The sequence below is a fragment of the Portibacter lacus genome (assembly GCF_021533215.1).
In the GTDB taxonomy this organism is placed as follows: domain Bacteria; phylum Bacteroidota; class Bacteroidia; order Chitinophagales; family Saprospiraceae; genus Portibacter; species Portibacter lacus.
Genome location: NZ_JAJNKA010000012.1, coordinates 33,627 through 47,057 on the forward strand (window position 1 = coordinate 33,627; position 13,431 = coordinate 47,057).

Genomic DNA, 13,431 nt, shown 5'->3' on the forward strand with positions numbered 1-13,431 from the left:
ACTTGGGATTATAGCAGTAATTACTTAACAAAATTTTAAGAATAAGGGCAGATTAAGCAGCGTAGGTTGTTAAAAAAGCGTTATGGAAATAACTTTAATTAAATAAGTTGGAGCTAAATGGTTAATTTAGTAGCATGGATGTAGTATTGGATTTACAACATAATGAAGAAAGCTTTATACAGGCTTGTGTTCGCAATGAAAAGTGGGCACAGAAAAAGCTGTATGAGGACTACTATGGTGCTATGATGCCGCTTTGCATGCGATATACGAACAATAGGGAAGATGCGCTCGATGTTTTGCATGAAGGATTTATTAAAGTATTTAGAAATATCAGCAAGTATAAGCCTGGGACATCATTAAATTCTTGGATAAGAAGAATAATGGTCAACACATCCATCGATTACTATCGAAAGATGTCAAGAAGGAGAACAGAAGATCTAGATGCTGTTTTTGATGTGTCGTCTAGTGATCCAGATGCACTGAGCGAGATGTCAGCACAAGAGATTATTGATGCGCTTCAGTTGTTAACTCCTGCTTATAGAACAGTATTTAACCTTTATGTAATAGAAGGTTATCCACATAAAGAAATTGCAAAAATTCTAAATATTACAGAATCAACCTCCAGATCAAACTTAGTTAAAGCAAGAACAAAATTAAAAAATATACTATTGGCGAAGTCCAAGATCTATGGAGAATAAGTCATTCGACGATATCATCAAATCAAAATTGGAATCCTTTTCTTCGGAAATAGATCCAAATGCTTGGGATCTGTTCCAGGAAAGTGAAGCTGATGCTACATTTGATGAATCTGTTGCGAGCAAGCTTGATGCATTTGTATTAGATGAAGTTCCTGCAGAATTTGATTTCTTAAATGAGGAAGTGGAAGGTCCAATTAGTTTCGATGCTTTAATCGGAGCTAAGCTTGCAGGACTCAGTGTTAATGATAATTCTGATTGGGATCAATTCGAAAAAATATTAGATCAAGACCTTGCTTTTGATCAAGAGGTGTCTAACAAGGTTGCCGGCTATGAAGCTCCTTTAAGCGAGAGTCAATGGCCTAAACTAGCCGCTCATCTGGAAAAAGTAGAGAAGAGAAGAAGACGTATCGTTATTACTAAACTAATAGAAGCTGCTGTCTTTATTCTGTTCATTCTATCAATAATGCAGCTGTATCCTATCCATAATATTACTAAGAAATCAGTATATCGAACGCATGGAGTTGTTCAGGATTTAAACAATAGTAAGTCTAATGCACTGGATGCAGTTAATTCTGAAAAAGAAGAACTACTGGTCAGTCATTCGAAAATAAACGCTAACAATATAGCAAATGATGTTATTGCAGCATCAACGGCTTCAAATATTTCTTTAGAAGGCAGTAATAATTCAGCTAATATCGTTTCAGCAGAAGGTGCAAGTTTTACTGGTATGAATGGACGACAGGCTATTGTTATGTCTCAGCCATTAGCAAAAAGAAATATAGCCTCCTTAGTTTACACAAGAGATGAAGAGGTTAGTTTTAGACAGAAAGAGTCGAGTAATTACATATCCTTAATTGATATTCCTGAAATTCCGATTTTGGAAAGAGTAATTGCAGCACCAAGTTTCGATTTAGGAAAGTCTGTTAAGAAAGATCAGTATTGGTTTAATGTATACGGATCTCCTGAATTGAGCATAATCAATACTCCATACGATAAGTCATATAACGATGATCGGTTTATTAATACAGAGACACAAGATGTAGAAGCGTATTCGCGCATTACAGATAGTTATAGTTTAGGAGCTAGTGTATCTAAAGAAACTGCAAATTGGGAAATAGAAGGTGGAATCGAATATACCTCTCTTAATTATTTTCCTAAGCAAGTAAAGGAAGTAACAGGAAAGGCAAGTACTGGATATAAAACAACATTACTAAAAGAAATAATTTTTGATATTGTTGAAATCCCTGTTAATCTAAAGTATAGTTTATTTAGGAAGAAGGGGTGGAAAGTATATGGTACAAATGGTTTTTCAGCAGGTATCGTTGCATTTGCTAACTATGACATAGATGAAGATCCTTCTAAGCCATTATCAGCGGCATTAGCATCATCAGGTTTCCAAGGAAGAGTTGTAAGTGAAGAATCATTTGTAGATCGTAAGACATTCGATGAGGGATTTTTAAAGACAGAAAATTTCAAGGAGAATATTTTTGCAAGTGTTAGTGCTGGGTTTGGTGTGAGTAAAGAAATATCAGATAAGATAGCTTTCTATGTACAACCTACTTATCACTATAATCTATCTCAAAGTGGGCTAGGCCCTAATAATGATGTTCATCACAGGTTAGCTCTTCAGTTCGGAACAAAAGTTAGAATCTAGTTATTAGTTTCTGGTTTTTTGTTTTTAGGGATAAAAGAATTTCAAGCTCATTATGGTAAGAGGACATTGGACTTTAGTCCGAGCGAATTGGGTAATCATGGATAAGTCATTCTGAAATAAAGCATACACTCATGTTGTCAGTTTCCCCCTTTTCAAATAAAACATTCACAGGCTCCGGGCAACTTCTTTAGTAATCCACGTTCTTAATCTTTTCAGCTTTATTATTCCAAAGCGTAATTTTTCCTTGACTACTAGAAGTGATGACCTGTTTTCCATCCGGTGACCAATCAACACCCCACAAGTAATCTTCGGAAGAAATAGATGCGTTTATAAGTTCGCCATCTTTAGTGTAAATACCTAACTTATCCGTTGCAGTGGCCAACTTATTGCCATCAGGGCTCCACCTAATATTTCGGTACTCACCTTTGCTTCCAGTGACTTCATGAAGTTTTTCTCCTTTAACATTCCAAAACCTTAATGCTTTATTTTCTGCTTTCTCAAGGTCTCCATAATCGCCGATGACAAAGAAGTCACCGCTAGGATGCCATTCAACACAAAGCATGAATATTTCCTTTTCTGTTGGATAAAATGAATTGAGTGTATCACCTTCTAGATTGTAGATTCCTATTTGCGAACCGACAGCTACCAACTCATTTTTCAAAGGGTGCCAATCCAGGTCAGTAACGCCCTTTTTATCTCCCCTAAAACTGCTTATGAGGTTTCCTGAGGTATCAAATATGGAAACAATCCCTTCTAAATCAGAAACAGCAAGATATTCACCAGTATAGTTCCAGTCTACGGCGCGAGAAGCACTGTTTAGTCCAGAAAGTGCTGTCCATTGATCATGGTCTAAATCTAATATTTTAGCCTTGAATGTTGTGGATTGTGTGATAACGGCCAATTTATTTTGAGTCGGATGCCATTTCACTCTGCTGAGAATTACATCTGGGACTTGATAGGTTTTTACTGTTTCTAGCGATTGGGCATCTAGTATCGTTAATACGTCTTGATAACCGCCTGTTGCAATGTACTTTCCATCGGGGCTGAACATAATGGTCCAAAGTGTTTCTTTCGGATTTTCATTTTGGCTAGATAAAAGTACGGGGAGTAATAAGAGAAAGATTGACTTACATAAAATCTTCATTTTTTTTTGTTAAACCTAAGACGAAATCTCATGATCATAGCAATCAGAAATGCAAAAAGAATGTAAAATATGATGATTACATTTAATAGTGAGATCGTCGAGCCCAAGAAAAGAACGAATAATCCTGAACTCAAAAATCTATAGCTTAATTAATGTTAACCGTTCGATCAGCATCAACATCTTTAAATTCAAACGAAGGAATATGTAGGCTGATTTTTTCATAGAAATAGTAGGTCTCTGTATCTTCATTATATTCAATAATATAACGATGATGAATATTAACTGGAATATTGAGTTTTTTCCCATTCGGAAAAGTTATGGCCTCGTCTGAAATGGAAAATTCTTGTGCAGATATCCCAATAGATAAGAGTAGAAAGAACATTAATTTCGCTTGTTTCATTTGCTTTATTTTTACTTGCTAAGTAAATACAAACATAATGGTTAAACCTCTATTTAATCATAGGTTTTCACTCAGAAACCCAACTTTTAAATTGACCGATAATATCCCTGTTTGCTTCACCCGTCAGATAGCGAAAACGCCCATCCTTGCCTATTATTTCGTAAAGAGGAATGGAGGAAATGGGATATTTTTGAAACAAACTATCTTTAGGAACAATGGTATTTACCCCATTTAGATCCAACTTCTTAACCGCTTCCTTCCATTTTTCAGCTGAGTCATCGATAGAAACATTTAGCAAGACAATTCCCTCGGATGCTAATTGGGATCGTATCTCTTTATACTTTTTAAAGTTTTTAATACATGGCCCGCACCAGCTAGCCCAGAAACTAATGTAGACTACGTGATCTTTGTAATCACTTAAGCGAGCAGTACTTCCATCCTGAAATTTCATTTCAAAATCTGGGGCATAATCAGTCTGCTGGGCGGCAACATTGAAGGAAAAAAAGAAAAATAAGATGTAGGTTATGACTTTCACTTACTTGCTAATTGACGAAGCTTAATTTTAAATCCTGCGAAAATTAAGGTCATAATTGGACTTAACCAATTGAAAATTGCAAATGCAAAATACTCACCGACACCAACACCGAGCACCCCCGATTGATATGCACCACAAGTATTCCATGGAATCAATACAGAGGTAACCGTCCCGGAATCTTCAAGTGTTCGACTTAAGTTTTCAGGTGCAAGACCCTTGTCCTCATACGCTTGTTTAAACATTTTTCCAGGTATAACAATGGCTAAGTATTGATCGGAAGCGATGACATTTAATCCAAGGCAGCTCAAAACAGTGCTTGAAAAAAGTCCGAAAACAGAGCTCGCTACAGAAAGTAAGGCTTTTGTAATTCTTGATAAAGCGCCGATTCCATCCATAATCCCACCGAAAATCATGGCACATATAATTAGGTAGATGGTCCAGAGCATTCCTTTTATTCCACCTGCTGTAAACAGATCATTCAATGTTTCATTGTCCGTTACAATAGCGGTATCTGTAAATATTGCATTAATAATTGAAGAAATTTTAGAACTAGATAGCTCACTTAATATATCTGACTGAAAAATAACAGCAAATATTGCAGCCACAACTACTCCTGCACCTAAGGCAATCAACGGTTTGGTTTTCATAACTATTAAGGCAACTACTAAAAGTGGAACTGCGAATAACCACGGATTGATATTGAAAGTAGTATCCATCGTCTGAAGAAGACCACTTATATCGGCACTTCCACTGGTCTCAATATTTAAACTAAAAAAAGTAAAGACCATTAAAGTTATTAGAATAGTAGGCACTGTCGTATAAGTCATGTACTTGATGTGCGTGAACAAATCCGTACCGGCCATCGCCGGAGCAAGGTTTGTTGTATCACTCAATGGAGACATTTTATCTCCGAAATAAGCTCCTGAAATAACCGCACCAGCAATCATGCCTGTAGGAATTCCCAGTGCAGTTCCGATGCCTATCAAGGCAATACCTACGGTCGCAGATGTAGTCCATGAACTTCCAGTTGCAATAGAAATAATGGCCGCAATCACTACAGAGGCAGGCAAAAAGATTCCTGGACTCAATACTTGCAATCCATAATATACCATTGCTGGAATAACGCCACTTACTAACCAAGTTCCAGCAAGGGCTCCTACCAGAATAAGGATGCAGATCGGAATGAGTACACTTTTTAAGTTCTCGAAGACCTCGCTTACCATGGTGCTTACTGTAGATTTATTAAAAAATCCAACAATTGCTGCAATGGCACCACCGATTAGAAGAATAATCTGGTTCGAATAGTCACCGAGCCATGCACCATCTTTAAAGAATATATTGTAGGCAAGTAGTCCCATTAAGAGAATTACTGGAATCAGTGCTTCCCAAAGATTTAATTCTCTATTATCAACGATATGTTCATCGGTTCGGAATTCATTACTTGCCATTACTTCAAATTTGGTAGACTGTAATAATACAATTTTAGGATTTCGTTTGCAAGTAAAAAAGAATGGAAGTAAATCAGACCTAAATGTATAAGCCTTGCTGAAATGGGTTCATTGAATTACTGTAAGTGGTATCACGAAGCATAAATTAATCCCATGGATCAAAAGATGTTTTAAATAAAATAGCTTCCTCTGGAGCAAAATGGTCTACTCCAAAGGTACCAGGTGATTCAGTTAGTTTCCACTTAATCTGTCCATCACCATAAGGCTCTATTGTAGCTTTTCCTTTTTTCATCGCATAGCAACTCACAACTTCTAACTCGAGAATTTTTTTGCCCACTAAGTATGGACTTTTCAGATAACACATGTTCACCTCATCTTGGGTGCCACAATCTATCCTAGAAGCATCTTCATTCATCGCGCAATATTGGCCAGAGACATAGCCGTCCTCCACATAAAACCAAGTACCGAAAGAGAACCCATTTTGATCTTCAGCTTCCCATTTACCAGAGATGAAATCTGGGTCAAATGGATCCATATACGTATTTGGTTCCTCCATAACGGCTACAAATTCTTCTGCAGCATCTGTAGTTTCTTTTTCACTTTCAATGTTTTTATTTTCGCTTGATTGTAATCCATTTTTAGGTGAATTGCAACTCATGCACAACAATAAAGAGAGTACAAAGAGGGAAATTAATTGATTCATATTGCTTGGTTTTTATTTCTTCTAAAAATATGGATTACGACCTTTATCCTGACAAGTGGATTCGTAGTTGTACATTTCCAATGAGCAAATGACACTATCTGGATAAATCTTTAATCATGTCTTTGTTGCTTCGACTTACAGGGATATTAGAGTTGTCTTCCAGGATAATCTGACCACCATTCCCACGGATATATTTTTTGATAAATTGAAGGTTTATGATATGCGAATTATGTGGTCTTATGAAAAGCTCTTCAGGCAACTTCGCAGCAATTTCCTTCATGGTTTTACTAATCAATAATTTACCACCATCAGCAGTATAGACTTCTGTATAATTGCCGCTAGATTCTAGCCTAAGAATATGTTCTGCTTCTATAAATTCAAGACCTTCTGCTGTGGGAAGTGCGACTTTATTGAACGAGTACCCAGAATTGCTAAGTTTGGCGACTAGTTCTTCTAATTTTTCTTGTTTAGAATCGTAATTGAGCATTTTCTTTACCTTTTCTATTGCTTCAGTAAGTCGTTCTTCGTCGATGGGTTTTAGCACATAATCAATTGCATTCGCATCAAAAGCTTTAATGGCATACTCATCATAGGCAGTGACAAAAATGACTTGAAATTTTCGATCCTTGATTTTATTGAGCATATCGAAGCCAGTCATTCTAGGCATTTCGATATCTAGAAAAACCAATTCGGGTTGATGTTCCAGAATTGCAAGCAATCCTTCTGTAGCGGAAGAACAGGTATCAATGATTTCCACTTCTTCTGCTACCCAAGACAATAGCTTGGTTAAGGATCGCTGTGCATGTTCTTCATCATCAATAATGATGGATCGGATGGTTTTCATAGATTATACAGGGTCATTTAGTTTTGCCATAGGTGCCGTTTTCTATTCTAATCTCTTTGATTTCTAGATTGTTAAATTTACCCATTTTGTCTGTGATCAAAAATTTATTCGCCTCGAAATATTTCTTTAATTTTTCAGGTTCATGGGTAGGAATCCCGAGCACGATTTCTTTTCCCGACTGGAAGACAACAAGAAAACTTCCCCACCCTTTATATTTTTTACCTGGTTGATACCGGTCTCCGAGGCTGATCATCGGACTTTTTAATTCCTTACTTTTGTTTCCTAATTTTGAATGAACTGGAGTAAGTCTTAGCGAAAGAAATGGCGTATCAGCAATAATCTTATTAAGATCGTTAAACGACTTAATGGAATTAAATTGTTGAACAGTCATAGATTCGGGAGCTAAGGACACACTTGCTTTAATGTCCGTATGTTTGAACTCTGGTGAGATAATCCACATTTCTTCAAAGGTAGACAGACTGCTGCTTTGAGCAAAGCCTGAAATAGATATTCCTAGTGTTAATAATACCATTAAGATTTTCATTTTTTTTGTTTTTTGTAAGATGCATTTGGTGGGATTGTTCTTAAATGGCATCTAGGTTATAAAAATGGTTCGTTAGAGATTTTCTTAAGTTTTAAAGATTTAGGAACTAGGTGATCTTTCCCATATTCTCCAGCAGATTCGACTAATGTAAGCACGATGATGGAGTCTTGTCGCTGGATTTCGCCTTTGCTGACTTCAGCAGTTATGCAGCTTTCCATACCTATTTCGATGTTTAAGGAATTTAATGGTCCTCTGACAGAACAATATTCACCTCCGTCATCTCCTGCACAATCTTCAAGGAAAAACTTAAGTGCTTTGGAGCAGTATTCACCAGCGACGAAATCTTTGTCTACATTCAGATTAAGAATGAAATTGATGTCTTTATGGTCAATGTTTTGCCAAGTGCCAAGGATGAACTCTTTGTTCATCCGAGTTTCAACAGGAGTTTTTGCTTCCACAATTTTTTCAACTTGAACTACTTGCTTTTCTGCGATTTCGCTGTCAGATTCAACCGTCTGAACTTGCTTGCAAGCGCTAAAAATTAGGATTAATGTCAATATTTTAAGGACGACTTTCATGTATGTCTTGAGTTTAAGAAGTTATTTTATTGCTAATGAATTCTGCTGTGCTTCCTGTAATGCCTTAATCTGTTTTCCTTGCATTTCTACTATTTTCATGAGCTGTTCGATCTGTTCTTGTTGCTCTTTTACAGCATTAACAAGCATAAAACTAAGGGAGTGATAATTCACAGACTTATAAGTTGTGGATCTTTTATGCTCATCCACATGATCCCATTCAGAAACCATGAATGGTGCAACTTTCTCTAAGTCCTGTGCTACAGTACCAACAGTTGTTCCTTCTGGAATGCCAGCAGCGCCTGTGTAAGTGAACCAGACTGGGTTAATCTGTTGGATGCTTTTTAGACCTTGATTGAATGGTTTGATATCTCGCTTTAGTCTCCCGTCGGAGGGTACTTCCCAAGTAGATGTTCCTGGCTTCATTGCAGAATCTGAACCTAAATGTAGAAGTCTCTCAGGTGCATAGTTTCCAAATCCTATCTTACCATTATCAACGGTCATTACATGATCATATTCATCAAGAATAGTAAAAACATTATCATCCGGACTATAATTTAAAGAGAAACCCCATTCGCCTTGATTCTGAAACCTAATGGCTTGATTGTAACCCTCTAAAACTAAAAAAGTACCATTTCCACGTGAAAAGTCATAGTTTCCTATTCTTATACCTTTACCTGTATCATTGAGACTAATGTCTAATGCATACTCTGGACTGTTCCTATTAATCCCAGTTTTCCCATCCTTTTTAATTACAAAGGCATTATTAGCGCCAAATAAGCTTGAGTTCCCATTCCCTATGCTGAATGCATTGTCATCAGCCATCCATTCTGTTTCACTCCCTCCTGTAGCATTATAGCGCCCTAAGGCAAGTTCACCAAAAGAATGAGCTCTAGCATGTGCGCCAATGGCCATAGAATAATTACCCTCTGCAGAAGATCTATAACCAGTAGCTGTGGCGGCTCGTCCAGAAACAGAATTGTCATCCCCCCAAGCAGTCGCATAAGCTCCTGTTAAGAAATTACCATTCCCCCAACTGGTAGTTAAGGAATCACGCAGGTTATTGTTATTTCCCCAAGTAGTAGAATTATATCCAGATACTTTGTTGCGGGTTCCCCATGCAGTACTTAAACTATCCGCACTGACCGTATTATTTGAACCCCAAGCGGTAGCAAAGTGTCCACTTACAAGATTCTCCTTTCCCCATAATGTACCAAAACTAGAATTTTGATCAGATGTATTGCCATACCCCCAAGTTGTTGAGTAATCCCCATTCGGCCTATTTTCAAAGCCCCATCTTGTTGTATATTTTCCTGTAGGAGTATGCTCGCTTCGATCCTTTCCCCATGAAAGATGACCATTTCCACCTTCATATTGAAAATACCCAATAGTACTTACGGCTGATCCTATCGTAAAACTGGTTCCTGTTGTAAGGTCAAGACTATTTTCATTCATTTTTAATGATTTCCCACTATCATTAGATAATGCTAGAATCCTTACTTGGTTTCCATTCGAGATATCTAATTTGTTATTAGTCGTTCTGAAGAGGAGCGTCTGAGTTGCATCTCCGACCTGCTGATCAATTTCAGACCTTAGATCAACCCAAGAAGTATTTCCCTGAGCATCTGACTGAAGAATTCCACCACTCATCTGTGTTCCATCTTCTATTTTAAAAGCTGGATCCGAATGATAAGTTACCATAATTTGATCTAAGTAAGTCTCTGCATTTTGGCTGTCTTTTAAACCCGAAAGTTTGAAATAGATGATGGATTGAGAAGAACTAGCAATAAAACTAGAGCTACCTATTTTCCAGGTCAATGTATGGCCGATTTCTTTTGATTCACTAGGCGTGAAGATTTCGAATTTAACCTCATTGTTAGAATGATCATGTTTATAAGCAAAATTAACGCGAATATCCTTTCCTACTGGAGTGTTCAAAGTGATTTCAATAACCGCTTCTTCATCTGTCAGAAGTTTTGTTGGTGCTTGGGCGCTATAATTACCATCATAAAATTCCACATTATTAATTTGCCAATTTTGATCGCCCATTAAATAGGAAGGAGGAATAACCCCTTCATTAAACCCTTCATTTTTAATCGAAATGGTATTGTTATCACCCTTTACGTGTAACTTAGCAGAAGGATTACTGGTTCCTATACCCACATTTTGCCCAATAAGACTAATTATACTTATAAAAATCAGGATGATAGTGTAAAGGATTGCTTTCATTTTAAATGGTTAATTAGTTCTATCCAAACATAAGTTGAATAAGTCATGCTGTCAAAGTCCAGCGACTGGATGGTCAGTTTCGATGAGTGGATGGTAGCTTTTTACTTAGAGCCTCTACCTTTGCCTTAAGTTCATCTAATTCAGATTCTAAGTTTTCTACTTTGCTTTTATATTCAATAATCTGTTCTTGCTGCTCTTTTATCGCATTGACCAATATAAAATCCATTGCACCATAATCAACAGCCTTGTATTTTTCTCCGTCACGCTCCCAATCAGTTACCATGTAAGGCACTACTCGTTCTAATTCTTGTGCGATGGTTCCCACGCCTGTTTCTTGTGGCATGGATGCTCTTCCATTATAAGTGAACCACACAGGATTAATTTTCTGAACGAGGTCAAGACCTCCCTCGAAAGGCTTGATGTTTTGCTTTAGTCTTCTGTCAGAGGCAACGATCCAAGAGGAAGAAGAAGGTTTTGCAGCGGAGTTGTATCCTAAGTGGAGGTCATAGCTTGGGCTTGATTCATTTATTCCAATTTCACCTGTTGATGTAATTGTTAGAATATTATCGTCATCATTTTTGACATAAAGTTTTTCAGTATCTGTATTATGCAAAATTTCAAAATCACGAAAACTGTTTTTTGCATCTAAAATTATAGATTGTCTTTCCCCTACTAACTTAATAATTGCTCCAGAAGTAGAATTTCCATTATAGTCGTTAGTGATTCGAATTCCTTGATACCCTTTTTCATCAGTTTCGATATCCAGAAAATAAGCTGGAATATTTTTGTTAATTCCAACATACCCGTTTTTAAGTATTGATAATGCATTATGTCCATATTCTTTTCCGTAGCCATTACCTACACTTAGTAGCATATCATTACTGTCCCAATAATTTACACCTTCGACATTTCTTCTTGCATTATTATAGCCAAGGGCTATTTCGCCGAATGATTCGGCTCTTGCATAATTTCCGATGGCGGTTGAATATTCACCAAATGCTTCAGCTTCATAACCTGACGCAAATGAATTAGTACCATAAGCATAACTTTTATAACCAAATGCGCTAGCAAATTTTTTAGTAGCGGTATTATATTGCCCCCAAGCAGTCCCATAATTTCCGAGAACTTTATTGTTATTCCCCCAAACCGTTCCAAAACTATCAGATTCTATTGTATTATTACTACCCCAGGCCACCGATCCATATCCTGCAACACTATTGTCCGTGCCAGATACAGTAGCGTTCTTTCCAGTGAATGTGATGATATTATCCTGCCCCCAGACACTACCATATTCTGCATATACTTTATTATTCTTACCCCATCTAACGGAATGTTGAGCATTCGTTATTGAATTACTGATCGGATCAATTCCCCAAGACATACTTCCTCTATCTGCATCATAATGGAAGTTGGACTGGTCATTCTGTGATGCAGGAATTTTAAAATGCATTCCTGGAGAAGAAATGATTGAATCAACCGATAATGTAAGTTTTTTCGATTGAAGATTTGAAAGGCCAGGTAGGTTTATAATATTTCCATTTTCTATGCTAAGTCTGTTCGTTGATGTTATAAATGATAAATCTTGATTAGATTGATTAACCTGTTGATCAATTTCTGATCTTAGATCCACCCAAGAGGCGTTACCAAAAGCATCAGACTGTAATATTCCCCCACTCATCTCAGAACCATCTTCGATCATTAATGCTGGATCTGGGATATAGGTAACTTTAATTTCATCGAGAAAAGTCTCTGCAAATTGTACATCTTGCTCTGCTTCTAACTTAAATTTTATGGTCGATGGATTGGTGGTTGCTATGAAATTAGTGGTATAACTTTTCCAAGATGGTTGGTGGTCTATGTAGAATGTGCTGCCTGGCTTTACTAATGTGAAGCTTAAATAACCTCCTGGATCATTATGATTAGCACTAAAAGCGATTCGAACGTCTTTGCCAATTGGAGTATTAAAAGTGAGTGAAAGTATGGCTGTTTCATTATTTAACATTGCGCTTGGAGCGCCTACTCCATATGAGCCAACAGGAGGATCATCGGTGATAATCTGCCATTTTTTATCCCCCTCATGATATGCTGAGTTTATAACTCCTTCATTAAATCCATCGTAGAAAGCTGTTACTAATCCTTGATCTGATTTTACATGCAACTTGGCTTTTGGGCTGGTGGTCCCTATTCCCACATTTTGAGCATTAAGTCCGAGTAGGCTAGCTAATAAAACACAGAAGGAAATTGTAAATGCTTTCATTTTAGATAGTTAATTAGTTCTATCCAAACTTAAGCCGAATTAGTCATGCTGTCAAAGTCCGTCGACTGGATGGTCAGTTTCGATGAGTGGATGGTAGTCGACTCCTGATGTTATCGCTTTCCGCGATGACATCAATATTGCAAGTAGAGATCAAACATCGCTAAAAAAGCGCTGTCAGATCAAAGAAAGCGGTGTCAGATCAAAGATGAGTGGATGGTAGTCGACTCCTGATGTTATCGCTTTCTGCGATGACATCAATATTGCAAGTAGAGATCTAACATCGCTAAAAAAGCGCTGTCAGATCAAAAAAAGCGCTGTCAGATCAAAGATGGCGCTGTCAGATCAGGAGAAGCGGTGTCAGATCAGAGTTGTGCATTAGATTTGGAAAACGATGCTGTTA

Annotated in this window: 12 protein-coding genes; 2 read left to right on the plus strand and 10 right to left on the minus strand. The window is 37.2% G+C overall.

The genetic code is table 11. The features are described from left to right. Nucleotides 1-134: 134 nt before the first annotated feature. Both L2586_RS18230 and L2586_RS18235 read left to right on the plus strand, forming a co-directional pair. Nucleotides 135-698, plus strand: a complete 564-nt coding sequence (locus L2586_RS18230) for an RNA polymerase sigma factor (protein WP_235294377.1) — start codon at nt 135-137, stop codon at nt 696-698. Further along, nucleotides 688-2,352 carry a hypothetical protein gene (locus tag L2586_RS18235; protein WP_235294378.1) on the plus strand — a complete coding sequence of 555 codons (1,665 nt, stop codon included), beginning with the start codon at nt 688-690 and terminating at the stop codon, nt 2,350-2,352. The genes L2586_RS18230 and L2586_RS18235 overlap by 11 nt, the downstream gene beginning before the upstream one ends. 187 nt (nt 2,353-2,539) lie before the next feature. Here the strand turns inward: L2586_RS18235 and L2586_RS18240 are convergent, their stop codons facing one another. From L2586_RS18240 to L2586_RS18285, 10 genes are all read right to left on the minus strand, one after another. Beyond that, nucleotides 2,540-3,496, minus strand: coding sequence for a WD40 repeat domain-containing protein (locus tag L2586_RS18240; RefSeq protein ID WP_235294379.1), 957 nt, complete (start codon nt 3,494-3,496; stop codon nt 2,540-2,542). Between the two features lie 145 nt (nt 3,497-3,641). Then, nucleotides 3,642-3,896, minus strand: coding sequence for a hypothetical protein (locus L2586_RS18245; protein WP_235294380.1), 255 nt, complete (start codon nt 3,894-3,896; stop codon nt 3,642-3,644). 67 nt (nt 3,897-3,963) lie between these two features. Beyond that, the gene (locus L2586_RS18250; RefSeq protein WP_235294381.1) at nt 3,964-4,431 is read right to left on the minus strand and encodes a TlpA family protein disulfide reductase; all 468 of its coding nucleotides are present in this window, start codon (nt 4,429-4,431) and stop codon (nt 3,964-3,966) included. After that, nucleotides 4,428-5,879 (minus strand): Na+/H+ antiporter NhaC, encoded by a 1,452-nt coding sequence (gene nhaC, locus L2586_RS18255; protein WP_235294382.1) that lies wholly within the window; start codon nt 5,877-5,879, stop codon nt 4,428-4,430. Before nhaC ends, L2586_RS18250 begins: the two co-directional genes overlap by 4 nt. A 145-nt stretch (nt 5,880-6,024) precedes the next feature. Next, a complete protein-coding gene (locus L2586_RS18260) occupies nt 6,025-6,582 on the minus strand; it encodes a hypothetical protein (protein WP_235294383.1) in 558 nt (185 codons plus the stop codon). Nucleotides 6,583-6,676: 94 nt separating this feature from the next. Continuing rightward, the gene (locus L2586_RS18265; RefSeq protein ID WP_235294384.1) at nt 6,677-7,426 is read right to left on the minus strand and encodes a LytR/AlgR family response regulator transcription factor; all 750 of its coding nucleotides are present in this window, start codon (nt 7,424-7,426) and stop codon (nt 6,677-6,679) included. Nucleotides 7,427-7,439: 13 nt separating this feature from the next. After that, the gene (locus tag L2586_RS18270; protein ID WP_235294385.1) at nt 7,440-7,970 is read right to left on the minus strand and encodes a hypothetical protein; all 531 of its coding nucleotides are present in this window, start codon (nt 7,968-7,970) and stop codon (nt 7,440-7,442) included. Between the two features lie 56 nt (nt 7,971-8,026). Beyond that, entirely contained in the window at nt 8,027-8,548 is a 522-nt protein-coding gene (locus tag L2586_RS18275; RefSeq protein WP_235294386.1) for a hypothetical protein, read from the minus strand. Between the two features lie 21 nt (nt 8,549-8,569). Then, nucleotides 8,570-10,774, minus strand: a complete 2,205-nt coding sequence (locus L2586_RS18280) for a tail fiber domain-containing protein (RefSeq protein ID WP_235294387.1) — start codon at nt 10,772-10,774, stop codon at nt 8,570-8,572. Between the two features lie 73 nt (nt 10,775-10,847). Next, nucleotides 10,848-13,031, minus strand: coding sequence for a tail fiber domain-containing protein (locus L2586_RS18285; RefSeq protein WP_235294388.1), 2,184 nt, complete (start codon nt 13,029-13,031; stop codon nt 10,848-10,850). Nucleotides 13,032-13,431: the final 400 nt, after the last annotated feature.